Annotated in this window: 23 protein-coding genes and 2 tRNA genes; 8 read left to right on the top strand and 17 right to left on the bottom strand. The window is 68.6% G+C overall.

The annotated features are described in order from the left end of the window. Positions 1 to 14: 14 nt before the first annotated feature. Together leuD and leuC are read right to left on the bottom strand one after the other, a co-directional pair. The gene (gene leuD, locus CQ034_RS02660; RefSeq protein WP_105709836.1) at positions 15 to 611 is read right to left on the bottom strand and encodes a 3-isopropylmalate dehydratase small subunit; all 597 of its coding nucleotides are present in this window, start codon (positions 609 to 611) and stop codon (positions 15 to 17) included. Positions 612 to 614: 3 nt separating this feature from the next. Beyond that, the gene (gene leuC / locus CQ034_RS02655) at positions 615 to 2,060 is read right to left on the bottom strand and encodes a 3-isopropylmalate dehydratase large subunit (RefSeq protein WP_091036012.1); all 1,446 of its coding nucleotides are present in this window, start codon (positions 2,058 to 2,060) and stop codon (positions 615 to 617) included. A 190-nt stretch (positions 2,061 to 2,250) separates the two neighbouring features. On the opposite strand from leuC, the gene CQ034_RS02650 reads away from it, so the two are divergent. Both CQ034_RS02650 and CQ034_RS02645 read left to right on the top strand, forming a co-directional pair. Next, positions 2,251 to 3,546, top strand: a complete 1,296-nt coding sequence (locus CQ034_RS02650; RefSeq protein WP_105709835.1) for an O-acetylhomoserine aminocarboxypropyltransferase/cysteine synthase family protein — start codon at positions 2,251 to 2,253, stop codon at positions 3,544 to 3,546. After that, the gene (locus tag CQ034_RS02645) at positions 3,543 to 4,856 is read left to right on the top strand and encodes an LLM class flavin-dependent oxidoreductase (RefSeq protein ID WP_105709834.1); all 1,314 of its coding nucleotides are present in this window, start codon (positions 3,543 to 3,545) and stop codon (positions 4,854 to 4,856) included. The genes CQ034_RS02650 and CQ034_RS02645 overlap by 4 nt, the downstream gene beginning before the upstream one ends. 19 nt (positions 4,857 to 4,875) lie before the next feature. Here the strand turns inward: CQ034_RS02645 and CQ034_RS02640 are convergent, their stop codons facing one another. Both CQ034_RS02640 and CQ034_RS02635 read right to left on the bottom strand, forming a co-directional pair. Next, complete coding sequence (locus CQ034_RS02640) at positions 4,876 to 5,373, bottom strand: DUF427 domain-containing protein (protein WP_105709833.1); 498 nt, start codon at positions 5,371 to 5,373, stop codon at positions 4,876 to 4,878. Positions 5,374 to 5,483: 110 nt separating this feature from the next. After that, entirely contained in the window at positions 5,484 to 6,488 is a 1,005-nt protein-coding gene (locus tag CQ034_RS02635) for a TerC/Alx family metal homeostasis membrane protein (protein ID WP_029263551.1), read from the bottom strand. A gap of 264 nt (positions 6,489 to 6,752) precedes the next feature. Here CQ034_RS02635 and CQ034_RS02630 point away from each other — a divergent pair, with 264 nt between their 5' ends. Then, entirely contained in the window at positions 6,753 to 7,313 is a 561-nt protein-coding gene (locus tag CQ034_RS02630) for an RNA polymerase sigma factor (RefSeq protein WP_029263552.1), read from the top strand. Next, positions 7,310 to 8,428 (top strand): DUF4349 domain-containing protein, encoded by a 1,119-nt coding sequence (locus CQ034_RS02625; RefSeq protein ID WP_105709832.1) that lies wholly within the window; start codon positions 7,310 to 7,312, stop codon positions 8,426 to 8,428. Before CQ034_RS02630 ends, CQ034_RS02625 begins: the two co-directional genes overlap by 4 nt. A 131-nt stretch (positions 8,429 to 8,559) precedes the next feature. Here CQ034_RS02625 and CQ034_RS02620 read toward each other — a convergent pair. Next, positions 8,560 to 8,632: transfer RNA gene (locus CQ034_RS02620), tRNA-Glu, on the bottom strand. Between the two features lie 149 nt (positions 8,633 to 8,781). On the opposite strand from CQ034_RS02620, the gene CQ034_RS02615 reads away from it, so the two are divergent. Together CQ034_RS02615 and CQ034_RS02610 are read left to right on the top strand one after the other, a co-directional pair. Next, entirely contained in the window at positions 8,782 to 9,420 is a 639-nt protein-coding gene (locus tag CQ034_RS02615) for an MBL fold metallo-hydrolase (protein WP_105709831.1), read from the top strand. Further along, the gene (locus CQ034_RS02610; protein ID WP_258133986.1) at positions 9,417 to 9,947 is read left to right on the top strand and encodes a GNAT family N-acetyltransferase; all 531 of its coding nucleotides are present in this window, start codon (positions 9,417 to 9,419) and stop codon (positions 9,945 to 9,947) included. The genes CQ034_RS02615 and CQ034_RS02610 overlap by 4 nt, the downstream gene beginning before the upstream one ends. Here the strand turns inward: CQ034_RS02610 and pepN are convergent. Both pepN and CQ034_RS02600 read right to left on the bottom strand, forming a co-directional pair. Further along, positions 9,944 to 12,442: an aminopeptidase N gene (gene pepN, locus CQ034_RS02605; RefSeq protein WP_105709830.1), complete on the bottom strand. Its 2,499-nt coding sequence runs from the start codon at positions 12,440 to 12,442 to the stop codon at positions 9,944 to 9,946. The genes CQ034_RS02610 and pepN overlap by 4 nt on opposite strands. 50 nt (positions 12,443 to 12,492) lie before the next feature. Then, a complete protein-coding gene (locus CQ034_RS02600) occupies positions 12,493 to 14,952 on the bottom strand; it encodes a hypothetical protein (protein WP_105709829.1) in 2,460 nt (819 codons plus the stop codon). A 141-nt stretch (positions 14,953 to 15,093) separates the two neighbouring features. Between CQ034_RS02600 and CQ034_RS02595 the strand changes: the two genes are divergently transcribed. Together CQ034_RS02595 and CQ034_RS02590 are read left to right on the top strand one after the other, a co-directional pair. After that, positions 15,094 to 15,591 carry a hypothetical protein gene (locus CQ034_RS02595; RefSeq protein WP_105709828.1) on the top strand — a complete coding sequence of 166 codons (498 nt, stop codon included), beginning with the start codon at positions 15,094 to 15,096 and terminating at the stop codon, positions 15,589 to 15,591. Positions 15,592 to 15,614: 23 nt separating this feature from the next. Beyond that, a complete protein-coding gene (locus CQ034_RS02590; RefSeq protein ID WP_105710337.1) occupies positions 15,615 to 16,601 on the top strand; it encodes a hypothetical protein in 987 nt (328 codons plus the stop codon). Here CQ034_RS02590 and CQ034_RS02585 read toward each other — a convergent pair. The 10 genes from CQ034_RS02585 to CQ034_RS02540 form a co-directional block, all read right to left on the bottom strand. Further along, positions 16,567 to 17,580 (bottom strand): DNA topoisomerase IB, encoded by a 1,014-nt coding sequence (locus CQ034_RS02585; protein ID WP_105709827.1) that lies wholly within the window; start codon positions 17,578 to 17,580, stop codon positions 16,567 to 16,569. The genes CQ034_RS02590 and CQ034_RS02585 overlap by 35 nt on opposite strands. An 87-nt stretch (positions 17,581 to 17,667) precedes the next feature. Then, positions 17,668 to 18,162, bottom strand: coding sequence for a hypothetical protein (locus tag CQ034_RS02580; RefSeq protein WP_105709826.1), 495 nt, complete (start codon positions 18,160 to 18,162; stop codon positions 17,668 to 17,670). A 138-nt stretch (positions 18,163 to 18,300) separates the two neighbouring features. Beyond that, positions 18,301 to 18,372, bottom strand: a tRNA-Gln gene (locus CQ034_RS02575). A 98-nt stretch (positions 18,373 to 18,470) separates the two neighbouring features. Beyond that, entirely contained in the window at positions 18,471 to 19,976 is a 1,506-nt protein-coding gene (gene gltX, locus CQ034_RS02570; protein ID WP_029263562.1) for a glutamate--tRNA ligase, read from the bottom strand. A gap of 53 nt (positions 19,977 to 20,029) precedes the next feature. Beyond that, positions 20,030 to 20,719: a class I SAM-dependent methyltransferase gene (locus CQ034_RS02565; RefSeq protein WP_258133985.1), complete on the bottom strand. Its 690-nt coding sequence runs from the start codon at positions 20,717 to 20,719 to the stop codon at positions 20,030 to 20,032. Between the two features lie 71 nt (positions 20,720 to 20,790). Then, positions 20,791 to 22,050, bottom strand: a complete 1,260-nt coding sequence (locus tag CQ034_RS02560) for an MFS transporter (RefSeq protein ID WP_105709824.1) — start codon at positions 22,048 to 22,050, stop codon at positions 20,791 to 20,793. Then, on the bottom strand, positions 22,047 to 22,823 hold the full coding sequence (locus CQ034_RS02555) for a fumarylacetoacetate hydrolase family protein (protein ID WP_029263565.1): 777 nt from the start codon (positions 22,821 to 22,823) through the stop codon (positions 22,047 to 22,049). Before CQ034_RS02555 ends, CQ034_RS02560 begins: the two co-directional genes overlap by 4 nt. Positions 22,824 to 22,852: 29 nt before the next feature. Next, a complete protein-coding gene (locus CQ034_RS02550; protein ID WP_029263566.1) occupies positions 22,853 to 23,953 on the bottom strand; it encodes a branched-chain amino acid aminotransferase in 1,101 nt (366 codons plus the stop codon). 60 nt (positions 23,954 to 24,013) lie between these two features. Further along, positions 24,014 to 25,057, bottom strand: a complete 1,044-nt coding sequence (locus CQ034_RS02545; RefSeq protein WP_105709823.1) for a 3-isopropylmalate dehydrogenase — start codon at positions 25,055 to 25,057, stop codon at positions 24,014 to 24,016. A gap of 79 nt (positions 25,058 to 25,136) precedes the next feature. Then, a complete protein-coding gene (locus CQ034_RS02540) occupies positions 25,137 to 26,672 on the bottom strand; it encodes an MFS transporter (RefSeq protein ID WP_105709822.1) in 1,536 nt (511 codons plus the stop codon). Positions 26,673 to 26,684: the final 12 nt, after the last annotated feature.

Raw genomic sequence — 26,684 nt, 5'->3', positions numbered from 1 at the left:
CCCGCCCCCGCCGTTTACTGAACGGGAAGGGTTCGGGGCCGCCACGACTCGCGACGGGCCTCGAACTGCGCGATCTTGTCTTCGTTGCGCAGCGTGAGCCCGATGTCATCGAGCCCTTCGAGGAGCCGCCATCTAGTGTAATCGTCGATCCCGATCTCGGCCTGGACGTCACCGATCGACGCGCTGCGCGCCTCGAGGTCGACCGTCATCCGTGCCCCGGGATTCCGGTCGATCTCCGCCCAGATCCGCTCGAGATCCTCTTCCGAGATCGTCGCCGCGAGAAGGCCCTGCTTGCCCGAGTTCCCGCGGAAGATGTCGGCGAAGCGCGGACTGAGGACCACTTTGAATCCGAAGTCGCGCAATGCCCACACGGCGTGCTCACGGCTGGATCCGGTACCGAAGTCCGAACCGGCGACGAGGACGGACGCGCCCTGGAATTCCGGCTGGTTGAGCACGAACTCCGGGTCCTGTCGCCAGCCGTGGAACAGAGCATCTTCGAAACCCGTCTTCGTGACGCGCTTCAAGAAGACAGCCGGGATGATCTGGTCGGTGTCGACGTTCGAGCGCTTCAGCGGTGCGGCGACGCCCGTGTGCGTGATGAACTTCTCCATGGGTCAGATCCCTTCCGTCAGGTCGCTCGGGCTGGACAGCGTGCCGCGGATCGCGGTCGCGGCGGCGACGAGCGGCGACACGAGGTGCGTGCGCCCTCCCTTGCCCTGCCGTCCTTCGAAGTTGCGGTTCGATGTGGAAGCACAGCGCTCGCCCGGTGCGAGCTGGTCGGGGTTCATGCCCAGACACATCGAGCATCCGGCGAAGCGCCATTCCGCTCCGAAGTCCGTGATGACCTTGTCGAGGCCCTCTGCCTCGGCCTCCAGGCGTACACGCGCCGACCCGGGGACGACCATGACGCGCACACCGTCGGCCTTCTTCTTGCCCTGGATGATCGATGCGAAGGCGCGCAGATCCTCGATGCGGCTGTTGGTGCACGACCCCATGAACACGGCGTCGACCGGTACCTCCTTGAGGGGCGTCCCCGGCGTGAGGTCCATGTACTCCAGCGCACGCTCGGCGGCGGCCCGCTCGTTCGGATCGACGATCTCGGCGGGATTCGGCACCGAGGACGACAGCGAGCTGCCCTGACCGGGGTTGGTCCCCCAGGTCACGAACGGCTCGAGCTCGTCGGCGTCGATGAAGACCTCGGCGTCGAAGGTCGCGCCCTCGTCGGTCGGCAGGGTGCGCCAGTAGGCCACGGCCTCTTCCCAGTCCTGGCCCTTGGGGGCGTGCGGACGGCCCTCGAGATAGGCGAAGGTGGTCTCGTCGGGCGCGACCATGCCGGCCCGGGCTCCGGCCTCGATCGACATGTTACAGATCGTCATGCGCCCCTCCATGGAGAGGGCGCGGATGGCGCTGCCGCGATACTCGAGCACGTAGCCCTGACCGCCACCCGTGCCGATCTTCGCGATCACGGCGAGGATGATGTCCTTCGCGGTGACGCCGTCACGCAGAGTGCCCTCGACGTTGATCGCCATGGTCTTGAACGGCTTCAGCGGCAGTGTCTGCGTGGCCATGACGTGCTCGACCTCGCTGGTGCCGATGCCGAACGCCATCGCTCCGAACGCGCCGTGCGTCGAGGTGTGGGAATCCCCGCAGACCACCGTGATTCCGGGCATCGTGAGCCCGAGCTGGGGTCCGACGACATGCACGATGCCCTGTTCCGCGTCACCGAGCGAGTGCAGACGCACCCCGAACTCCGCCGCGTTGCGGCGCAGCGTCTCGATCTGCGTGCGGCTGGTCAGATCGGCGATCGGCTTGTGGATCTCCAGCGTCGGGGTGTTGTGGTCCTCGGTCGCGATCGTCAGGTCGAGGCGGCGGAGCGGCCGCCCTTCGCTGCGGAGGCCGTCGAACGCCTGCGGGCTGGTGACCTCGTGCACGAGGTGCAGGTCGATGTAGATGAGGTCGGGTTCGCCGTTCTCGCCCTTGACGACGAGGTGGTCGTCCCAGACCTTCTCGGCGAGGGTCCTGCGGCGTGCGGAATCGGCACCGTTTGCGGGGGTGGTCATTGCGTGTCTCCTGAGGCTGGCGGTACGGCCCACGATGGACTCCGCGACGAGGAGGGGCTCTAGATCGAGGTCTCGTCGCGGCGCGTAAGAAGAAGGAGCACGGTCCGCATGACGTCAGATTACCACCGCTCGGACGCGCTCCGACCCGTCATGACACTCTGTTGAGCACCGAACGACCGAGAGGCACCGCATGACCGTCGACACCGCCCGCTTCGCCACCCGTGCGGTCCACGCGGCGAGAAGCCGTGAGACGGCCGCCTCGCGCGCGACCCCCATCTATCTGACGGCGGGGTTCGAGTTCGACGACTTCGACCATGCGGCCGACCACTTCAGCACCGGGGCGGGCTTCGGATACACGCGCACGGGCAACCCGACGGTTCGAGCCGTGGAGCGTCAGCTCGCGGCTCTGGAGTCCGGCGCGGACGCGGTGCTGGTCGCGAGCGGGCAGGCGGCGGTCGTGACCGCCCTGCTGACCGTCGTGGGCGCCGGCGACCACATCGTCTCCTCCACGCACATCTATGAGGGCACCCGAGGGCTCTTCCTCGACAACCTGGCTCGCCTCGACATCGAGACGACCTTCGTCGACGACATCGCCGATCCGGACGCCTGGCGGGCGGCGATCCGCCCGAACACCCGCGCGGTGTTCGCCGAGTCCGTCGCGAACGCGCGCAACGACGTGCTCGATATCCGCGCCATCAGCGACATCGCCGACGAGTTCGCGATCCCGCTGATCGTGGACAACACCCTGGCCACCCCGGCCCTGCTGCGTCCGATCGAGCACGGCGCGGCGATCGTCGTCCATTCCGCGTCGAAGTTCCTGGCCGGACACGGGTCGGTGCTCGGCGGCGTGATCGTCGACGACGGACGCTTCGACGCCGAGCATGCGGGCCACAATGCGCCGCACCTCGTGCTGCCGGGTCGCGGCGACGCGCCCAGTGTCTTCGCTCGCCACGGCGGCCGCGCACGCATCGCCTACGCGCGGGAGTCGGTGGCACCTCGCTTCGGGGCGTCTCCGTCGCCGCTCAACGCCTTCCTGATCGGCCAGGGCGTGGAGACGCTCGGCCTCCGCGTCGAGAGGCAATCCCGCAACGCCCTCCAGATCGCGCAGTGGCTGGAACGGCACGACGCGGTCGAGAGCGTGGACTACGTCGGACTCCCCTCGCATCCTGACCACGAGATCGGCTCCCGCTACCTCGAAGGCGGATCGGGGTCGATCTTCACCTTCACCCTGCGTGGCGGGTTGCGCGCCGCACGACGGTTCGTCGAGGGCGTGCAGGTCTTCACACACATGACGCACATCGGTGACGTCCGCTCTCTGGTGCTGCATCCGGCGACGACGAGTCACGCGCAGCGCACGGACGAAGAGCGCGAGGTTCTGGGGGTGCACCCCGGCACGCTGCGGGTGTCGATCGGCATCGAAGACGTCGATGATCTCGTCGCCGACCTCTCCCAGGTGCTGAACGCCGTGCGGGAGACGGTTGCATGAGCCGCCCCCAGCACTTCGGCTGGTTCCTGGCGCGCGGTTTCGGGCCGCAGGGCTGGGGCTACCCGGCTCTCGACTGGGATTACGACTGGACGCGCCCTGAGGTGTACCAGGACGCTGCCCGCACCCTCGAGCAGGCGGGCTTCGACCTGGTCATCATCGAGGACGCGCCGTCGTTGGGGTCGCCGTCGACGATCGATCTACGGGTCCGCCACGCCTTCGGGGGCCCCAAGCACGATCCACTCCTGCTCGCTCCGTATCTCTTCCAGGCGACGAGGCACCTGGGCGTGGTGCCGACGGTCAATCCGGCCGCGTACCTCCCCTACACCGCGGCACGCCAGTTCGCGACGCTGCAGCATCTGAGCGGGCATCGGCTGGGTCTCAACGTCGTCACCGACACCGGCAGCGCACGACACTTCTCGGACACGTCGCAGCTCGGTCACGACGAGGCGTACGACCGCGCGGAGGAATGGCTCGCCGGGATCCGCGCGCTGTGGCACAGCTGGGACGACGGCGCACTCGTCGCCGACCGCGAGACCGGCGTCTACGCCGACGGCGCGAAGCTGCAGCCCGTCCGGCACCGGGGCGAGCACTTCGCGTTCGACGGCCCGCTCAACGCCCTCCCGTTCACGGACGGGGATCCGGCGATCGTCTCCCCCGGCGGCTCCGGGCGCGGACTCGGGTTCGCCGGCGCGAACTCCGATGTGCAGCTCGCGCTGGCTCCGCTGAACGAGAAGTCCGTGCGCGACTACCGTGCCCGGGTGCACGAGGCGGCGATCGCGAAGGGGCGGCAGCCGGAGGACGTCAAGATCCTCTTCGCCATCCAGCCCGAGATCACCACATCGAGCGAGGAGGCGGACCGCATCGTCGCCGCCTCGGCCCATCCCGACGACGCCGCACTGGTGCAGATCGCCCGCAAGCAGTCCAGCGACCTCGAGACCGACCTCACGTCGCTCGACCTCGACAAGGCGCTGGACCCCTCGATCTTCGGCGCCCACGTCTCACGCGGGAGCATCCAGCGCCTGATCGGAGACCGCGGCGAGGACGCCCCGCTGCGCGCACATCTGACGGCGCTCGCCCGCACGGGCCGGATCACGGACCGCTCCGGCTTCGTCGGAACGGCCGAGGAGTTCGCCGACCTGGTCGAAGAGCTCGGCGAGTGGGGCAACGACGGCGTGCTGCTCTGGGGTGACTTCCATCCGGTCACCCTGCACCGCACACTCGATGAGCTCGTGCCCATCCTGCGCCGCCGCGGCATCCTCCGTCGCGCGTATGCGGACGGCGGTCTCCAGGAGAACCTGCGCGCGTTCTGATCGGCGATCCGGCCGACCGTCACCAGCCCAGGGAGCCGGGAACGCCTTTGAAGGGACCGACGACAGCCGAGGTGACCCACCCGCCGTAGAACCCACCCGGCTGCGGAACGGCGATCTCTTCCCCGACGGTGCACTCGTCCATCTGCGCCGCATACACGGCGACCCGGTCCATCAGCGCCTCGAAGCCGGGCGCCGGGTGCGGGTAGTTCCAGGCGGCCCCCTGACGCAGGGTTTCTCCACTGCGCACGTCGAAGTAGCGGGCAGCACCCTTGAACTCGCAGAAAGATCCGCCGGGGGCATCGACGAGTGCACCGGGGACGAAGTCGACGATCGGAAGGTAGTACACAGGAGGGTGACTGGTCTCCAGCACGCGCACCGCGCCACGGGTATCGGCGATCAGATGCCCGCCGAGGCGGATCGTGATGCGCTCGGCGACCGGTTCGACGCGCGGCGGCCTCGGGTAGTCCCAGACGGATTCCTGCCCGGGGGCCGGAGTGATCGGGCGAGGTCTGCGCATCTGCGCATCTTACGTCTCTCCGTTCAGATCATCGACTTCACGCGGGACGCCGCACCTCTGCGGTCAGACGAGCGAGACCCCGCTCCCGATCCGTCCATGCCGGCGTGGGCTCACTCGACGGTCGTGGTGGGCCGAGACGCCCGCTTCTCACGCGAGGAGGCGATGAGGCTCGCCACCGTGGCGATGGTCATCGAAGCCAGGATCACGCCGAGCGAGACCATGTTGCTGATGTCGGGCACCCACTCGACGTGCTGACCGCCGTTGATGAACGGCAACTCGTTGACGTGCAGCGCGTGGAGGATCAGCTTGATCCCGATGAAGCCGAGGATCACGGCGATGCCGTAGTGCAGGTAACGGAGGCGATCGAGGAGGTCGCCCAGCAGGAAGTAGAGCTGGCGCAGACCCATGAGCGCGAAGATGTTGGCCGCGAAGACGAGGAAGCCGTTCGTGGTGATCTCGAAGATCGCCGGGATCGAGTCGATCGCGAAGATCAGATCGGTGACGCCGATCGTGATGAAGACGATCACCATGGGCGTCCACATGCGCTTGCCGTTCACCGTGGTGCGGATCTTCGATCCGTCGTACTCCTCGCTGATGTCGACGCGACGACGGAGCAGGCGCACGATGAAGTTCTCACGCTTGACCTCGCCCTCATGGTCGCCGTCGGGCATGGCCTGACGGATCGCCGTCCAGATGAGGAATGCGCCGAAGATGTAGAAGATCGGCGAGAAGTTCTCGACGATCGCCACACCGGCGAGGATGAAGAGGCCGCGCAGGATCAGCGCGATGATGATGCCCACCATGAGGACCTGCTGCTGCAGCCGCCGCGGCACGGCGAACTGGGCCATGATCAGGACGAACACGAACAGGTTGTCGATCGACAGGCTGTATTCGAGGGCCCAGCCGGTGATGAAGTCGCCGGCGTTCTGCCAGCCGCCGACGTTGCCCAGCAGAACCGCGAACAGCAGTGCCAGACCCACGTAGAAGACCACCCACAGGGTGGACTCCTTCGTCGAGGGGATGTGCGGCCGCAGCCGGATGAGGAGCAGGTCGGCGATCAGGATGATCGTGAGGACGACCATCGAGGTGATCTCGAACCAGACGGGGATTTCCAAGGGCGCACGGGCCTTTCGCGGAGGGGTCGGGAATCAGTCGAAAGTCTCTCCCCCGCACAGATGTGCGTCGCGCGCCCGGAGCAGCGATGACGGTGCTCGTGATGACGTTACGCGCGGATCCGGGATACTCCCTCTCGCCCGGGCAATGCTACCGGAGCCGCGGCATCGCGGGGAACAGCGATCGAGACGAATGCGGCGACCGGATCTGAGACGATGAGGCAGCGATCGACACTTCCCTGGTGAGAGACACCGAACGGAATCAGGATGCCCGTGCAGACGAGTGATCAGAAATGGGCGGCGCAGGCCGCGGCCGGCGACGAGAGCGCCTTCCGCGAGCTGTACCGCACACACGTGCGGCCGGTCTACTGGATCGCCCAGGGCATCCTGGCGTCGCCCGCCGACGCGGAGGACGTCACCCAGGAGACGTTCGTCGTCGCCTGGCGCAAGCTCCCCGCCCTCGAGCTCCAGGGTGAGTCGATCCTGCCCTGGCTGGCCACGATCTGCCGCTTCCAGGCCGCGAACCGGCTGCGCCAGCGGCGCCGCGATCAAGCGCACACCGCCGAGGCCGTCGACGAGACCCTGCTGCCCGACACGATCAGCGTCGAGGAGCAGGTCATCACGGCCGAGCTCGCCGCCCGGATCGCCGTCGAGGTCGGGACCCTGAACGAGCTCGACCGTGAGATCTTCCGCCTGTGCGCGTCCGAGGGCTACGCCTACCAGGCCGCAGCCGAGGAATTGGGCATCACGCACGCGGTCGTCCGCAATCGTCTCTCCCGAGTGCGCACCCGGTTGCGCGGCGCCGTGAAAGAAGTGAGAGACGCATGAACGACCAGAACCCCCGTGGCGAACTGCCGGTGCTGTCGGACGACGCCATCGCCCGCATCGAGACCGCCGTGTTCACCGAGATCGCCGCGGAACGCTCCCCCGCGCATCCGAAGGCCGAGCGCGCCAGGAAGCGCCGCCGCCGCTGGCTCACCGGCGGCGGCATCGCCGCGGCCTTCGTCGTCGGCGTCCTCGTGACACCACCGATCCTCGGCGCGGTCGGTGGCGCCACAACGTCGACGGCCGAAGGGCTGAGCATGCCGGGCGGCGTCTCGATGGATTCCTCGTCGTCATCACCGGATCAGATGTCCGACTCCGCGCCCGAATCGCTCCCCGGGAGCATCTCCGACTCCACCATCGCCGGTGCCGAGAGCAGCGAGGGCGATAGGGAGATCATCGCGACCGCGCAGGCGACGGTTCAGGTGAAGAGCATCGCGGACGCCGCTTCGGCGATCGCGAACCTCGCCGAGGAGCACGACGGCTACGTGGAGAGCACCGAGATCGGGAAGTCCGTCGCCATCGACGGCACGTCCGAACCGGCTCCCGCCGACTCGGCGTACGGCTGGATCAGCATCCGCGTGCCCTCCACGGATCTGCCGGAGGTGATCGCCGCGCTCGGGGAGACCGGTGACGTCCTCTCGTCGTCGACGTCGAAGCAGGACGTGACCTCGGTGTCGATCGATCTTCAGGCGCGCGTCGACTCGACGCGCGCGTCCGTCGAGCGTCTCACCGAGCTGATGGCGCAGTCGGGAAGCGTCTCCGAGCTGATCGAGGCCGAGGTCGCGCTGACCGACCGACAGGCGCAGCTCGAGTCGTATGAGCAGCAACTCGAGTCCCTGCAGGATCAGGTCGCGATGTCATCGCTTCAGGTACAACTCACCAGAGCGACGACGGCCACCACCGCCGATCCCGCCGGGTTCGCCGACGGCCTGCTCGCCGGATGGAACGGCCTCGTCGTCTCGCTGAACGCCCTCGTGATCGCTCTGGGCTTCGTCCTCCCCTGGCTCGCGGTCGTCGGTGTCGTCGTACTGATCGTGTGGCTGATCCGTCGAGCGCGCCGGAACCGTCGAACCGCACCCTCGACGAGCGCGGAGCAGGCAGGGGCCGACGAGGCCTGAGTTCCGTCCGGCGAATCCAGAAGAGGCCGCTCCCGGGAAACCGGAAGCGGCCTCTTCTGTCCGGAAAGCAAGAAAGTTCTGTCCGAAAAGCAAGAAAGCCTCCGGCGAACCGGAGGCTTTCTCATGTTGTGTGACCCCAGCGGGATTCGAACCCGCGTTACCGCCGTGAGAGGGCAGCGTACTAGGCCGCTATACGATGGGGCCGTCTGGCGGACGTTTCCGTCGCGCGACAACCGTTCAAGTATGCCATGGCATTTCTCGGTCCGCCAAATCGACGCCGCCCCGACCTGACTCCCGGGCGTGGCGCGCAGAATACGTTTGCCGTGCGCCGGATGAAGGAGTTGACTCGTCTCATGCGCGTCACCAAGTTCGAACATGCCGCCCTCCGCCTCGATGCCGGCGGGAAGACCCTGCTGATCGATCCGGGCTCCTTCACCGCACCGCTGGTGGATCTCGACGGTCTGATCGGGATCGTGATAACCCACGAGCACCCCGACCACTGGACCTCCGATCACTTCGACCGCCTCCTGCGCGGGGCACCCGGCACGCCGATCTTCGCGCCGTCCGGGGTGGCTCGTGCGGCGGAGGGATACGACATCACGGTCGTCTCCCCCGGGGACACCATCGAGGTGGGCGACTTCTCGCTCCGATTCTTCGGCGGCACGCACGAGGTCATCCACTCGTCGCTGCCCGTCGTCGAGAACGTCGGCGTACTGGTGAACGATGAGCTCTACTACCCCGGCGATTCCTATGCGGTTCCGGAGGGGATCGACGTCGGCACGCTCGCTGCGCCGCTCGGAGCGCCCTGGCTGAAGATCGGCGAGGCGATGGACTATGTGCTCGCTGTCGCGCCGCGTCGCGCCTTCGGCACCCACGACATGACGCTCTCCGTCATCGGGAAGAACATGCACCGCCAGCGGCTGCAGTGGGCGACCGAGCAGGGCGGCGGGGAGTTCTTCGTTCTGGAGCCCGGCGAATCGCTCGATCTGTGAGCGGCGCGGTACGACGCCTCCTCCCTCCGACGACCGCGCGACTCGTCTTCCGGGAGATGACGGAGGACGACCTGGACCTGATGGCCGACCTGCTCGGCGACCCGGAGGTGATGGCGTTCTATCCGGCGCCCAAGAGCCGCGCCGAGAGCGCCGAGTGGATCGCGCGCATGCAGAAGAGCTATCGGGAGCACGGCCACGGGCTGTGGATCATCGAGACACGCGAAGGCGAGTTCGTCGGCGACTGCGGTCTGACCTGGCAGTCCGTGAACGGCGATCCGGTGCTGGAGGTCGGCTATCAGGTGCGCCGGTCGATGCAGCGCCGGGGGTACGCGACCGAGGCAGCGCGCGCGTGTGTCGAGCTGGTCGCTCGGGAGTTCGCACCGACGCTGCTCACCGCGATCATCCATCCCGCCAACGACGCCTCACGCGGCGTTGCGGAGAATCTCGGGATGACTCACATCGACGATGACCGTGCGCACCCGTGGATCGTGCGCACGGTCATGGGGATGCAGGTCGCTCCCGCTTAGCCGCGTGAAGTGGCGCCCTGCGCGGCGCGCACCCGGAGATCGCGCTCCAGATGATCGCGCTGCTCGACGATGAGCCGCCGCAGCGCCGCGGGCGCCGCCGCGTTCTCGGCGATCCAGACATCGACGGCACTCAGCGAATCGGCCGCGGGGAAGAACCCGAGGACCAGCCGACGCGCGATCTCGATGCTGCGATCACCCCAGACTCCCGAGATACGGGCGAAGTACTCCGCGTCGAAGACCTCGGTCAGATCGCGGCGCCCACCGGCACGGAAACCGTCGATCTCGGCGTCGAGGTGATCGTTGCTCAGCGTGAGGTCGGTCCAGGCGGTCTCCCAGGCCTCGCGCCGCACGGCGGCGTCCGGGCGCGATGACCGTGCTCGTCGCGCTGCCGTGCGCCCGCTGCCCGTGTCATCACGCTCCTGCTCGGCGCTGATGTCGGCGAGGTCGGCGTGCCCCGTCGTGACGAGCGCCGTCAGCAACTGCCAGCGCAGATCGGGGTCGACCACGAGCCCCGCGGGTACGTCGCCGTCGAGCAGAGCCCGCACCTGCTCGTGGTGCGCGTCGTCGTATGCGGATGCGGTCGCGAGCGCCCGCGCCCAGGACAGCTGCGCGTCGCTGCCGGCATCGGCGGCCTGCAGCGCACTCCACGCGGCACCCGTCCAACTGCGCTGGGCCGCAGCACGGTCGCCGTCCGCGACGAAGTGCCGGATGGCGTACGCGGCGTTCGCGAGGACACCCGTCAACAGGCCGATATTGGACTCGGCGGGGCCGTGCGTGCGCACGATCGCCACGTACCGCGCCGCATCGAGCTCACCGTCCCTCGTGGCGTTCCACAGCGACGACCACACCAGTGCCCGCGCCAGGGGCTCCTCGATCTCCGACAGCGACTCCTCGACCGTGCGCAGCGACCGCTCGTCGAGCCGCGCCTTGGCATACGTGAGGTCGTCGTCGTTGAGGAGCACGAGATCGGCTTCGGGCAGATCCAGCGGGGTCCGCTCGCCGATCAGGTCGAGTTCCTGCTGCTCGCGCCGGACGACGCGCCCATCCCGACGCTCGTACAGGCCGATGCGCAGTCGGTGCGGACGCGGATCGGTCTGCACGAGGACGCTGCGGCCCTCGTCATCCGTCTCGGTCCACAGCGTCGACACACCGGAGGTCTGCAGCCATGCCGCCGACCAGTCGCTCATGTCGCGGCCGGAGACGGCACTGAGCTGCACCAGGAAGTCGTCGAGCGTGGTGTTCCCGAACGCATTCGCAGCGAAGTAGCGCCGAGCACCCTCGAAGAACGCGTCGTCGCCGACGAAAGCGACCAGCTGCTTGAGGACCGCGGCGCCCTTGGCGTAGGTGATCCCGTCGAAGTTCAGCTTCGCGGCCTCGAGATCGGTGATGTCCGCCACGATCGGGTGCGTGGTGGGCAGCTGATCCTGCTGATACGCCCAGGCCTTGCGGCTCGCGGCGAACTTGACCCAGGCGTCGTGGAAACGGGTGGCGACGGCGGAGGCGTGCGCACCCATGTAGTCGGCGAACGACTCCTTGAGCCACAGGTCGTCCCACCACGTCATCGTGACGAGGTCGCCGAACCACATGTGGGCCATCTCGTGCAGGATCGTGTTCGCCCGTGCGGCGCGCTGCGCATCCGTCGCCGCGCCGCGGGAGAGATACGACTCCGTGAACGTCACGAGACCGGGGTTCTCCATCGCACCGAGGTTGTACTCGGGGACGAAGATCTGGTCGTACTTGCCCCACGGGTACGGGTAGGCGAAGGCGTCGGTGAAGAAGTCCAGTCCCTGCCGGGTGACCTCGAGGATCTCGTCGGCGTCCAGGTGGGGCGCCAACGACCGGCGGACGAAGACGCCGAGGCGGATCTGCTGCTCGTCGCGCCACCACTCGCCGTCGACACGCGTGTAGGGGCCGGCGGCGACCGCGGTGATGTAGCTCGAGATCGGCAGGGTCGGGGTGAACTCCACCCGCTGCACCCCGACGCCGAGGTCGGTGTGCACCGCGGTCTGGTTGGAGAGCACCTGCCACTCGGAGGGCGAGTCGACGACGAAGGTGTACTCGGCCTTCATGTCGGGTTGCTCGAAGCACGCCATGACACGACGCGAATCCGCGGGTTCGTACTGCGTGTACAGGTACGTCTCGTCGTCGGCCGGGTCGTGGAAGCGGTGCAGTCCCTCGCCGGAGCGGCTGTATGCCCCGACCGCCTCGACGCGGACCACGTTGGCGGCGGCAAGGCCGGCGAGCGTGATCCGTGCTCCGTCCCACACGACATCCTGGTCGACGCCGTTCACCTCGACACGGCGCACCTCTTCGCCGATGAAGTCGAGCCAGGTCGACTCCGCCGTGGCATCGAACTCGAGCGTCGTCACGGTCGAGAACCCGGTGCGCGCCCGCTCGGGCGCCCCCGTCAGATCCAGTTCGACACGGATGCGGTGCAGAGTGACCACTGCGGATCGCGCGGCGGTCTCCTCCCGGGTGAGGTTGGCGGTGTCCATCCCTCCATCCTGGCATCCGGACGGGACGCAGACGGCCCCACCTTCACGCCTCACCCGCTGCGCAGGCGATGACCGATCTCCGCGTAGAGCTGCGCCGAAGCTGCCGCGAGTGCCTCAGCCGACCCATCATCGCCTCGCAGAGCCGCGATCGACGAGAGGACGGCGTCGCTGCGTGCGACCTCGGCACGATCGCCGGTCGCCTCCGCGATGCTGCGCGCTTCCTCGGCATGCCGCTCCGCATCATCGACCAGCTGGTGGGCAGCGGTCGCATCGATCGTCGCCGCGCGCACCAGGATCTCCGCCAGCGAGTTCGCCGCCTCGGTCGCGATCAACGGTGAGCCGGCGCGTTCCGCCTCGCGCAGCGTTCGTTCGGCGGTGGTTCGCGCCCTCACGAGGTCGCCGGCGCGGCCATCGAGCCGTGCCTCCAGCAGGTCGAGGTCCGCCGATGTCGCGAACTCCCCCGCTGTCCGCAGGGTCTGTCTCGCGGTCGCGCACAGCTCGCGAGCGAGCACGTCGTCCCCCGTCGCTTCCGCCACCAGGGCCAGCGTCCTGCGCACGAACGGCAGCGAGTCGACGCTCGATTCGTCGAGCAGCCCCTGCAGCTCGGCGGCCGCGTCATCGAGCTGTCCGATCGCCAGGAGGAGCAGGGGCCGATTGCCGCGGACGACCGCGACGTTGAGATCGTCGCCCTCCTCCCCGGCCATCGTCAGGGCCACCGCATAACGGTCGCGCGCCTCCGGGTACCGGGCGAGGATGCGCAGCGTGTCGGCATGATTGCCGGTCGCACGCCCCTCCACGATCCGAGCCCCCGCGGCCCGTGCATGACCGATCGCGAGCTCGTAGGATCGCAGCGCCTCTTCGAGGTGGCTCATCCATCGTTGGACGTTGCCGATCTGATTCCAGGTGCGCGCGAGTGACGCCCCGGTCGCGATACGTCGCACCCGATGCAGCGTGATCAGCGCCTCGTCCAGACGCCCCAGCTTCTCGGCGCAATGCGCGACGCCCAGGGCGATCTCCGGCACGAGGTCGAGTCCCACTCCGCGCGCGGCGAGGTCATGCAGGCGCAGCGACTCGTTCCACATCGACCACCGGGAGAGCCCGGGGTGCGCCTCGATGGCGAGCTGTTCGACCGCGGAATCGGCAGCGTGCTCCCGAGCCGCCGCGGCGACGGCGAGCACGGTCACCACTTCCCGCGCCGCATAGTCGGGGTCAGAGCGGATCCGCGCCACCACTGCGGCCGCTGCCCTCAGCACGAAGGCCCGGCGCTCCGACGACGGGCGAAGCGAGCGCGATCGCTCCGCTGCGAATGCGAAGACCGTGGCGTGGATCAGCAGGTGCCCGTCGCGGAGCTCGACGAGATGGCGACCATGAAGGCGATGCAGATCGGCTTCCGCCGACGGACCGCCGGCAGCGAGCAGCACCTCGGCGTCGATGTCCCTGTCCAACAGCGCAGCGTCCGCCAGCAGATCGGCCTCACTCTGCGACAACGAGCGGGTCGCGGCTTCGAGCACAGGACGGATCCGCGCATCACGCGGCTCGTGTTCGAACCGCGAGGCGAGATCCTGGAACGACCAGCCCTCGTGCTCACGGACGATGCCCGCGAGCATCACGAGGTCGAGCGGGAGGCCGCCACCGACGGCCACGATGCGCCGGAGCGCGTCTGCACCGACGTCGATCTCCGAGTGGGGCAGAGGCGCCGCCGTCCCCTCGACCGTGATGAGATGCGCGAGGAGCCGTTGCGCGTCGGTGTCCGTCATCGGCGGAACGATGACACGAGCGATGGTGAGCGTCTGCGGTCGCACACGCTGCTCCAGATCGGCGAGGTCGACCCGGGAGGTCACGACGTACCGCACCCCGGGGACGATCAGTGCGGCGAGGCGCCGGGCATCACCCGCGTCTTCCACGATCACGGTCGTACCGCGCGCGGTGACCTGCAATGTCTCGCGCAGGCGGGGCAGCTCGTAGGGCAGCGAACGGACTCCGAGCGCGCCCAGCATGCGCCGCAGGACGTCGATGGGGTCGGCGCGTGGGCGGTCCGACTCGGATTCGCGCAGCTGCACCGTGAGCACGGAGTCCCTGCCGACCAGTGCGGAGGCGAAGGTGCTCTTCCCGGCGCCCGGCAGCCCGGTGAGAACCAGGACATCCGCCGCAGGCACCGAGGCCAACAGCGCTTCTCGACCGATCTCCGCGCCGGGAGCGTTCCGCGGAGCATGCGTCACCTCGATGTGCACTCCGGATCGCTCGCCGTTGAGCACGCGCGCCGTCTCGCTCCAGCGTTCCGATTCGGTCTCCTCGCCGCCGAGCGCCCGGACGATGTCTCCGACGAGCCGATCATCCACCCGTCGTCGACCGGGACGGAAGCAGTCGTAGACCGTGACCTTCGCCGGTTCCGCTCCCCCGCGCAACCGTCCGATGCGCCGTGCGATCTCCGCGTACGAGGGGGATCCGGCATCCGCGCGCATCCGCCCCAGCCCGCTGCAGAGCTCGTCGAGGGTGCGCGGGGCGGGCATGAGTCGAGCCTATGGCAGGCTGCGGCGGCGCTCAGCCGGCGCGTCGTTCGGGCTCGTTCGGGGTCCGACGGCGCCCGGTGGCGGGCACCTAGGCTCGCTCGACGGAGGCCGCCGGACCTCCCGGACAAGGAGACACTCCCCATGACGACACGCGCAGAGATCGCCGCGAAGCTCGACGACTTCTCGTTCCAGAAGGTGAACTTCGGCGGGTTCCTGATGAACAAGCGTGCGAAGAACTCGCACGCGCTGTGGACCCGCACCTCCGACAAGGGGGTCACCGAACTGACCATCCTCACGACGCGGGACTTCGGCGAGGGCAACGTGTACGACGTCGCCGCGTTCACCCTGGACGGCACGGTGCCCGCCGACGTGGTCACCGAGCTCCGACAGCAGGCCGAGAGCCTGACCGACCGGATCAACCTCCGCGAGCACGGGTATGTGTACTCGTGCCTCGAGCCGTGGGACGGCGGGGGCACCATCTGGATCTCGAAGAAGCCTGAGTTCCGCGCGCTGAGCCGGATCGATCAGGGCATCTACGTCATCCCGATCCAGCGTCTCAACGGTCTGAACGAACCGCGCTGGCTCGCCTGGGCACGCGAGAACGGCCAGCTGAACATCGCCATCGTGTACAAGCCCTGACGGTGTTCACGCACTCGGAACCGATGCCCGCCCCGCACGCGGGAACCCCCGTGCGGGGCGGTTTCCGACTGATCGCCGCGTCGGTGGCCTATCTGGTGATCGCCGCCGGCGTCGCGTTCTATCTGCTGCCCGTGGGCTTCGGGCTCGATGGTGCCTCCTTGCTCCTCGCACAGCTGGCGACGATCGTCGCGGGCGCTGTGCTCGTCGCCACCTCGACCTTCGCAGTCGTGCAGCATCGACGGCGACGCGCGAACCTCGAAGCCATCGCACAGGCGCTCGGGTGGATGTACCGCGCAGACATCGGCGACCGTATGTGGGGCGGATCCATCGACGAGCAGATAGACCGTGGGAGCCGCACCGCCCAGGACCACCTCGATGCACTCCACACCAGCCTCCCGTTCGACAGCGTCGAGCGCATCTTCGTCGTCGGCGACCGCGAGGGAGCGACCACGCATACCGTGCGCGCCGTGCGTATCCCCCTCCCGTCGGAAGCGCCGAGGATCACGCTCCGCTCGCGTCGGGGCGGTGGAGCGCTCAGTGTGCTTCCGCGACGACCGACCGGCCGCTCGCAGCTGCGGTTGGAGGGGAACTTCAGCGATGTGTTCGAGGTGTCCGTCCCGCACGGTTACGAGACCGACGCGCTGTATGTGCTCACACCCGATCTGATGGCGATCCTTCTCGATGAGAGCGCCGACCTCGATCTGGAGATCGTCGACAGCACGCTGCACCTGTACCTTCCTGCGGTCGACCTCACCGACGAGAGCGAGCTCCACGGGTTCCTCACGGTGCTCGCCGCGCTGCACGAGCGGTTCGGACGACGGACGCTGCTGTACCGCGATGAGGCTGCCGCTCCGCTCGACCCGCAGTCCTACCGCCGCGAAGGCGACACTCTCACCGAGCGCGCTCGAACCGTGGACACCCGTGCGCGGTGGTGGCCGGTGATCGCCGCAGTGGCCACACCACTCATCCCGATGCTCATCGCTGTCGTCTGGCTGCAGCTCGCCGGTTGACGTTCTTCGAGATCTCCGGCCCACCCAGGAGCCGTCGGATGGCCGTCTCGGGCGTCACCGAGAGGTCCAGCGTGCGTCCCCGTGCGTACTGGCGGAAGACCCGCGGATCGATGTAGCTGCCGCGTGCGACGGCAGTCGTGTTCCCGAGCGCGGTCGCGGCGGCCTGCACGGCGAGTCGCTCGGCCTGGTCGCGATCTTTGCGACGGTCGAGCTCGCCGATCCGCGCGAGTGCATCGGCCGCGATGACGGTCCCGTGCAGGGTACGGAAGTCCTTGGCCGTGAAAGACGCCCCCGTCACCTCGCGGAGGTACGTGTTGACCTCGGCGGGAGTGATGCGCACACGGCGACGACCGCGGCGATAGGCCAGAAGGAAAGCTCCTGACTTCCCTGCGGCGAAATCGGTCAGCGCGTCCGCGAGCGACTCGTCGGTGATCTCGATCGAGGCGGTGCGGCCGCTCTTCGCGGGGAAGGACAACGCCACGTCGCTGCCGGACACGCGCACGTCGCGCCGGCGAAGGGTCGTGAGCCCGCGGCTGCCGTGCCGCACGAGGTATCGCTCGGAGCCGATGCGGAGCGCCGCATCATCGAGCAGGCGGAAGGCGATAGCCAGAGCGCGCTCCTTGGTCTGCCCTTCCTCTTTGAGCGCCCTGGTCACCTGAGCTCTGGCACCGGGGAGCGCGGCCGCAAGGTCGAGCGCTCGCACGAACTTGCGGCGATCACGGCTCACGCGCCACAGCGGGTGGTACAGGTACTGCTTGCGCCCCGCGCCGTCGATCCCCACGGCCTGGATGTGCGCGAGCGGGTCCGCCGCGATCCACACGTCGTGCCACGCAGGCGGGATGACCAGATCGCTGATGCGTTCGCGATCCGCCTCCGGTGCGGTCTCGCCTGCGGGATCGACGTAGCGGAAACCCGATCCCGAGCGAACCCGTCGGAAGCCCGGATCCTCGTCTGGTGCCACCCGAACCAGTCTGGCCATTCGTGCTCCTCCCCTGAAGTCGTCTCCGCCGAGGATGCCGGTCTCCGAAGTGCAGCGATAGGGAGTGGCGTCGCGCGCCCCGCCGTGCTATTCGGCGTCGGCCGGAGGTCGCGCGAAGGTGCGGCGCATGTGATCGCTCGTGAGGAAGTCGGCTATGCCGATCATGATCAGACTGAAGACGATCTGCTCGGACACCATCCAGAGGGGGTACAGGCCGGGGATCGCGGCAATCACGAGCGTGATGACGGGAAAGATCTGAGCGAACAGTCGCAGCCGCTGATAGGCCCATCGCCAGCCGTGCTGCGCGCGCCACGCGAAGTAGAACAATGTCGCGGTCATCGCGAGGACGACCAGAGTTCGCATCCAGACGGCGAACGAGACGGACTCGCCATCGACCGCCAGCACCAGAGCGACGATGACGGCGCCCACACCGATCACGAGTTCGACGACGAGGAGCCAGAGGATCCACGTGAACGCTCGCACGGTTTTGGGGTGCGTGCGGTCGGCCTCGCTGATCGCGACGCCGGCCTGCCGCCCGCCCGCGATCCGGTCGAGACGGAGGAAGAGAGACTCCAGGGCCATGCTCGGAGCCTATTGCGTGCGAACCCCGCCGGCCTCGTCCGTTCGATGGATGTCGGCGTCGACAGGTGCCCGCCGCCAGCCGGAATCAGTACCCGCGGAAACGACGAAACCCCCGCCTGAGCGGGGGTTTTCGTCTTGCTGGGGTACCTGGACTCGAACCAAGAACAACGGAACCAGAAACCGCCGTGTTGCCAATTACACCATACCCCAAGGGCGAAACCGGAGCCTCGCACCGAGATTCAAGCTTACCCGAGCGACGGCGGAACACCAAAACCACCGGTGCGCACCGCCGCTCGGGCGCGTCGCGCTCAGCTCGCGAGGAATGCCGAGAGCGACCGCAGACGACGCAGGGACTCATCCTTGCCGAGCAGCTCCATCGACTCGAACAGCGGCGGCGAGATCCGACGGCCGGTGATGGCGACCCGCGGCGGCCCGTAAGCGATCCGCGGCTTGAGCTCCAGCTTCTCGACGAGCGCCGTGGCCAGCGCTTCCTGGATCTTCTCGGGCACGAAATCCTCCACGGGCTCGAGGGCGCTGACGCACGCGTCGAGGACCTCGGCAGCATTCGCCGGCAGACCCTTGAGCGCGTCTTCGGCGTAGGAGACCTCGTCCTCGAACAGGAACCCGACCATGCCGGGGACCTCGCCCAGCAGCTGCACCCTCTCCTGCACGAGCGGTGCGACCCGGAAGGCCATCACGAGCTGCTCGTGCGTGGGCTCGTCGAAGAGGCCGGCCGCCGCGAGATACGGGATCGTCCGCTCGGCGAAGTCCTTCTCCCCCAGCATCCGGATGTGGTCGCCGTTGATCGATTCGGCCTTCTTCTGGTCGAAGCGTGCCGGGTTCGGATTGACGTTCTCGATGTCGAACGCCGCGGTGAACTCGTCGAGCGAAAACACGTCGCGGTCCGGACCGATCGACCACCCGAGCAGCGCCAGGTAGTTCAACAGCCCCTCGGGGATGAAGCCGCGGTCGCGGTGCAGGAACAGGTCGGCCTGCGGGTCGCGCTTGGAGAGCTTCTTGTTGCCGGTCTCGCCCAGCACGAGCGGCATGTGCGCGAAGCGCGGCACGAAGGTCGTGACACCGGCGTCGATCAGCGCCGCATACAGCGAGAGCTGGCGCGCGGTGGAGGGCATGAGGTCTTCGCCGCGCAGGACGTGGGTGATGCCCATGAGCGCGTCGTCGACAGGGTTCACGAACGTGTACAGCGGCACGCCGTTCGGCCGCACGACCACGAAGTCGGGGAACGAACCCGCGGGGAACGTGACCTCGCCGCGGATGAGGTCGACGTAGGTGACGTCCTCGTCCGGCACGCGCAGGCGCAGGGCGGGCTGGCGGCCCTCGGCGCGGAACGCCGCCTTCTGCTCGTCGGTGAGGTCGCGGTCGAAGTTGTCGTAGCCGAGCTGCTTGGCGCGGCCTGCGGCCTCGTTGCGCGCGTCGATCTCCTCCGCCGTCGAGTAGCTCTCGTACAGCGCCCCGGTGGCGATGAGCTTGTCGATCACCTCACGGTAGATGTCGTGGCGCTCGGACTGCCGATACGGAGCGTGGGGTCCGCCGACCTCGACACCCTCGTCCCAGTCGATCTTGAGCCAGGTGAGCGCATCGACGAGCTGACGGAAGCTCTCCTCGCTGTCGCGGGCGGCATCGGTGTCCTCGATGCGGAACACCATCTTCCCGCCGTTGTGGCGTGCGTACGCCCAGTTGTAGAGCGCCGTGCGGACCATGCCGACGTGCGGCAGCCCGGTCGGCGATGGGCAGAAGCGGACGCGGACGTCGGCACCACTGACAGTCGTGGTGAGGGGGTGAGGGGTAGCCATAGCCCTTCGATTCTACGGGGACGAGGTCGTCTCCGCTGGCGGGCGGTGGGCGTTCAGGCGTCCGTCGCCACGGCTATCGCCGCCCGGTGCTCGAGGGGCAGAACGCCACCTCTCCGCCGCTGCTCGACGACGAAGTCGAAGGCCGCGCGGAAACGTCGCCGATCGCCCGCATCCAGTCCGGCGTAGAGGGCGCCCGCACCGGCGACGCCTCCTTCGACCGATGCCCAGAGCGCCTCGGGTCGCGCGTTCCAGGCCCACTCATGCTCCGCGACGGCGACATGGCCCAGGCCCGCCTCCCTCAGCATCCGTGCGAAACCCTCGGGCGTCCGCTCGAAGTCCTCCGCAGCCGGAAGCCTCGCGCCCGCGAACGGCTTCAGCCCGGCACGTCCCGTGATCTCGGCCCAGAGCCAGGAGGGCGACAGCGTCCAGGTGGTCGCGATGACGATGCCGCGACTCACCCGGCGCAGTTCGGCGGCCGATTCGCGTGGCGAGGCGACGTGATTCAGCACGAAGTTCGCGACGACGACGTCGAACGTGCCGTCGGCGAACGGAAGATCGGGCAGTGCACCGTCGACCGGCTCGATCGCAGGATGCCGCCGCCGCGAGACGGCGCGCATCGACGCCTCCGGTTCGCAGGCGGTGACATCCCATCCGCCCACCGACCACGTTTCGGCGAGTGTGCCGTCGCCGGCACCGACATCGAGCAGGTTGCGGTCGCCAGGCGTGCCCAGCGCGTCACGCATCACGGGGAAGGTCCCTGCGCACAGGTCCGCGTACGAGACGGCGTATGCCTCCCCGACCCCGGCCCAGTCCTTCATCGGGTGCCGGAGCGAGCCAGCGGAGACAGGGCGACGATCGCGATCACCAGGATGAACGCGGCCACACCGAGCCCCGCGTACTGGAAGTTCGCCAGGACGACCCCGGCCAGTACCGATCCGGCTGCCGCCGAGAGGCTCATCAGCGAGTCGCTGCGGCCCTGCCGGCGGGTGCGCAGCTCCGGTGCGGACGCCTCGGTGAGCAGTGCGGCACCGGCGACCGTCGCCGCACTCCAGCCCAGCCCCAGCAGGATGAGCGCGACCATCACGCCCCAGGCCTCCGTGCCCGTGAACACGGCGAACGCCAGCGCACCGGCGAGCAGCACCTGACCCAACAGCACCACGCGCAGACGCCCCCAGCGATCGGCGAGCACGCCGAACACGGGCGACAGAGCGTACATGCCGCCGACGTGCAAAGCGATCGTGATGCCGACGAGCGCGGACACATCGGCCGGAGTGGCTGCCATGCCCTGCGCGCCATGTGCCATGTGCGAGAGGTGCACGGGCGTCATCGCCATCACGGACGCCATCACCACGTGGGATCCGGCGACCGCGAAGATCGCGTAGCGCGCTACACGAGGGCGGTCGAGCACCACGGCCCCGGTCGTCGCCGCCGCCACCTTCGCGAGACGCTGCGCAGCGAGCAGCGGATCGGGGTGGAGGGCTACGAGGTACAGCACCAGAGCCGCACACTGCGCAACGAACGAGAACAGATATGAGCCGGTCTGCGGCGGCATGCCGACCGCCTGCCCCACGATCTCTCCGGGACCGAGGAGCAAGGGCCCGGCGACCCCGCCGATGGTCGTCGACCAGACGACGATCGAGAGATCACGGCCGCGATGCTGAGGTGCTGCCAGATCCGTGGCCGCGAACCGGGACTGCAGGTTGCCCGCGTTGCCGGCGCCGATCATCAGGATGCCCGCCAGCAGCAGGGGGAAGACCCGCACAGAGGCGGCGAGGATGACGACGGCGATGCCGATCAGCGCGAACAGGTTGCCGAGGGTGAGTGCCCGACGCCGCCCGACGCGCGCGGCGAGACGCGCGAGCGGAATGGCGCACGCCGCCGCTCCCAACGTGACCGACGCCGTCGCCAGGCCGGAGAGCGCATCGTTCCCCGAGATGTCCGCCGCCAGAAGAGCGCCGAGCGACACCGTGGCGCCGAAGGCGATGCCGCCCAGCACCTGCCCGAAGGACAGCACCAGTACGGTCCGCCGCTGGACGGTCGCCTGCTGCGTCGCCGTCAGGGCGACATCGCTCATGGTGCGGGTACGGCGTCGCGCACGCTGTTGCGCAGGATGCCCAGTCCCGAGATCTCGACCTCGACCACGTCGCCGGCCTCGAACGTGCCGACACCGGCCGGCGTCCCCGTCATGATCACGTCTCCGGGCAGCAGGGTGAACACGGCGGAGGCGTACTCGATGATCGCCGGCACGGAGTGGATCATGTCGGTCAGAGGTGCGTGCTGCCGCACCTCTCCGTTCACGCGGGTCTCGATGGTGGCGTTCGCCGGGTCGAAATCGGTCTCGATGACCGGCCCGAGGGGGCAGAACGTGTCGAAGCCCTTCGCACGCGACCACTGGCCGTCCTTGCGCTGCAGGTCACGCGCGGTCACGTCATTCCCGATCGTGTAGCCCAGCACGTAGTCGAGCGCGTTCTCGGCCTTCACGTTCTTCGCGATCTTGCCGATCACCACGACGAGCTCACCCTCGTACTCGGTGCGCTCGGAGAGGGTCGGACGCACGATCGCGTCGCCGGGGCCGATCACCGAGGTGTTGGGCTTCAGGAAGAGCAGCGGCTCCTCGGGAGCCACTCCCCCCATCTCGGCGGCGTGGTCGTGGTAGTTCTTGCCGACGCAGACGACCTTCGACCGCGGGATCACCGGGGCGAGCAGCGCAGCATCCGCGAGCGGTACACGCGCGCCGGTGGTCTCGTACCCGGTGAACATCGGGTCTCCGGCGAGCACCACGAGCTCGCGCTCGTCGATGATCCCGTACATGATGGCTTCGTCGTGGCTGAACCGGGCGATCTTCATGGATCCAGCCTACCGAGCGCTCCCGCGGCTCAGGCGTCGAGACGCAGGAGCCAGCCGTGCTTGTCTTCGCGGCGACCGTACTGGATGTCGGTGAGCTCCTCACGCAGCGAGAGGGCGAGCTCGCCCAGCGGCTGCGGCTCGTCGAACCCGTCGCCGACCAGCGCACCGATCGGAGTGACGACTGCCGCGGTGCCGCAGGCGAACACCTCGACGATGTCTCCGGAAGCCACGCCTTCACGCCACTCGTCGATCGAGATCGGACGCTTCTCGACCGTGTAGCCGCGGTCCTCCGCGAGCTGCAGCAGCGAGTCGCGCGTGATGCCCTCGAGGATGCTGTCCGACTCCGGTGTCACCACCCGGCCGTCCTTGAAGACGAAGACGACGTTCATGCCGCCGAGCTCTTCGACGTCGCGCTTCTCGTTGAGGAAGACCACCTGGTCGCAGCCCTTCGCGCTGGCCTCGCTCTGTGCGAGCAGGCTGGAGGCATAGTTGCCGCCGGTCTTCGCCTTGCCCGTGCCGCCCTTGCCGGCGCGAGCGTACTCCTCGGAGAGCCAGATGCGCACCGGCTTGACGCCGCCGGTGAAGTAGGCGCCCGCAGGGCTGGCGATCACGTAGTAGGCGACCTTCTGGGCGGCGCGGACGCCGAGGAAGGCCTCCTTGGCGAACATGAAGGGCCGCAGGTAGAGACTCTGGTCCGCCCCGGTCGGCACCCAGCGGCCGTCGACGGCGATGAGCTCGCGCAGCGACTGGATGAAGTACTCGGTCGGCAGCTCCGGCAGCGCGAGTCGGCGGGCGCTGGCCTGCAGGCGCGCGGCGTTGCGGTCGGGACGGAACGTGTGGATCGAGCCGTCGGCGTGACGATAGGCCTTGATGCCCTCGAAGATCTCCTGCGCGTAGTGCAGGACGGATGCGGCGGGGTCCAGCGGAATCGGACCGTACGGCTGCACGCGCGGGCGGTGCCACCCGCCCTTGGCGGACCAGCAGATGTCGACCATGTGATCGGTGAAGACCACGCCGAAGCCCGGATTCTCCAGCGCCTCGGCGAGACGGTCGGGTGACACAGCGTTCAGGTTCTTCATGACGAGGAACTCCAGGGGAGCCACGGTCGCCTCGGCATCGATGGTCGTCATCTCATCATCCATTCCTCGTGGGTGGGCGCATCGTCGCGCCCGTTCAGCCTACGCCTGCAGTCAGAGGCGCGCAGTGATCGCGGAGCCGATCTCCGCCGTCGTTCGTGCCGCCGTGCGTGCGGCGATGTCGGCCTCGACCGCCGCGCTCACGCGTGCGGATTCCTCTGCGAGGCCGAGGTGGTCGAGCAGCAGTGCGATCGAGAGGATCGCCGCGGTCGGATCGGCCTTCTGCTGGCCCGCGATGTCGGGCGCCGAACCGTGCACGGGCTCGAACATCGAGGGAAACGCGCCGTCGGGGTTGATGTTCCCCGATGCCGCGAGTCCGATACCGCCGGTCACGGCTCCCGCGAGGTCGGTGAGGATGTCGCCGAACAGGTTGTCGGTGACGATCACGTCGAAGCGCGAGGGGTCGGTGACCAGGAAGATCGTGGCCGCGTCGACGTGCAGATAGTCGACGGTCACGTCGGGGTGCTCGGCGGCGACCTCGTTGACGACACGCTGCCAGATACCCCCGGCGTGCACGAGCACGTTGGTCTTGTGCACGAGAGTCAGCTTCTTGCGGCGGCGCTCGGCGAGATCGAAGGCGTAGCGCACGACGCGCTCCACACCGAAGGCCGTGTTCACCGAGGTCTCGTTCGCGACCTCCTGCGGCGTGCCCTTGCGGATCGCGCCGCCGTTGCCGACGTAGGGGCCTTCCGTGCCCTCACGGACCACGACGAAGTCGATCTCACCCGGATCCGTCAGGGGACCGGGTGCGCCCGTGAAGAGCTTCGACGGCCGCAGGTTCACGTAGTGGTCGAGCGTGAAGCGCAGCTTCAGCAGCAGTCCCCGCTCGATGTTCGCATCCTTCAGACGCGGGTCGCCCGGCGTGCCTCCGACCGCACCGAGCAGGATCGCATCGTTCGCGGCGATCGATGCGAGGTCGTCGTCGGTGAGGGTGTCGCCGGTCTCGAGGAAGCGCCCGGCACCCAGCGAGAAACGGGTCTTGTCGAAGACCACATCGCTGGACGCGGTGACGGCGTCGAGCACCTTCTCCGCCTCGGCGATGACCTCGGGACCGATGCCGTCACCGGGGATGACGGCCAGCTTCACGACACGCGACATGAGACTCCTTGCGCACTGCACGGGGATGGACCGGCCGGGCCCGACGGGGTCGAGCGGGCCGGTCCTCCCAGCGTACTGGTCAGTGCGAGGGGGCTTTGCGCAGTGTGACGGCCGCGATGACACCGGCGAGGACCACGAGGGCAGCGCCGATCAGCGACGTCACCATCACACCGGAGCCGAACGCGGCAGCAGCCGCATCCCACAGCGCTGTCCCGAGCTGCTCCGGAAGCGCCTGCGCCGCGGTGTAGGCGCCGGCGAGGGTCTCCCCCGCCGCGTGCGCCACATCGGCCGGCAGCCCTTCGGGCAGCACGAGCGCGCCGCGGTAGAACGCGGTGATGATGCCGCCCAGCACCGCGGTGCCGAGCACGGCGCCGAGTTCGTACGCTGTCTCGGAGACGGCACTCGCCGCGCCGGCCTTCGCCGCGGGGGCACTGGAGAGGATCAGCTCGTTCGAGATCGTCTCCGCCGCCCCGATGCCGATGCCGAGCACGACGAAGGCGATGACGAGGGGAAGCACTCCGTGCGCGTGGGTCGTGAATGCCACGATCAGGTAGCCCGCCACCGAGAACGCGAGTCCGACCGGGATCACGATGTGCGGCGGCACGCGGCGCGAGACGGGCACGACCGAGAGGCCGGCGACGATCATCGCGAGCATGCCGGGGACGAGTGCCAAGCCCGCCATCATCGGCGACAGTCCGAGCACCAGTTGCAGGTGCTGCGACACGAAGTAGAGGAAGCCGACGAGCGCGACGACGCTGAGGAGGTTCACCAGGATCGCCCCGGAGAATGAGCCTCGCCGGAACAGCGCCATATCGAGCATCGGCGACCGGGAGCGCAGCTGGCGACGGACGAACAGGTACCCCATGCCGAAGCCGAGCAGAGCCCATGCGCCGGCCGTGAGGCTCGGTCCGTCGACGGCCAGCGACTTGATCGCGTAGACGACGGGGATCATGGTCGCCATCGAGAGCGCGATGCTGATCAGGTCGATGCGGCCCGGGTTCGGGTCGCGGCTCTCCGGGACGAGCAGCGGTGCCGCGATCAGGAGCGGGATGAGCACGGGGACGGCGATGAGGAACACCGATCCCCAGGCGAAGTGCTCGAGGAGGAATCCGCCCACGATGGGTCCGAGGGCGGAACCGGCGGAGAACGCCGAGGCCCACACCGCGATCGCCATGCGGCGCTGGTCGCGGTTCTGGAAGATCGAGCGCAGCAGCGAGAGGGTCGACGGCATCAGCATGGCGCCGAAGAAACCGAGGAGCGCGCGGGCGGCGATGAGCAGCCCGGCCGTCGGCGCGAAGGCGGCGAGAGCCGACACGGCGGCGAAGCCGGTCGCACCGATCAGCAGCATCTTCCGGCGGCCGAAGCGGTCGCCCAGCGTGCCCATCGTCACCAGGAGCCCGGCGAGCACCAGGGGGTACACGTCGATGATCCACAGCTGCTCGGCCCCGGTGGGGGCGAGCGCGATGGAGATCTCGGGGAGCGCGAAGCTCAGCACCGTGTTGTCCACCGACACCAGCAGCACCGGCAGCATGAGGACGACGAGCGCCGCCCAGCCACGGGCTCCGACGCGGGGAGCATCCGTCTCTGTCGTCGGGATCGACGCAGTACGGGTCATGGAACACCTCTC

Source organism: Microbacterium sp. MYb45 (genome assembly GCF_002979655.1).
Lineage (GTDB): Bacteria > Actinomycetota > Actinomycetes > Actinomycetales > Microbacteriaceae > Microbacterium.
This window is presented reverse-complemented; position numbering and strand designations above follow the sequence as displayed.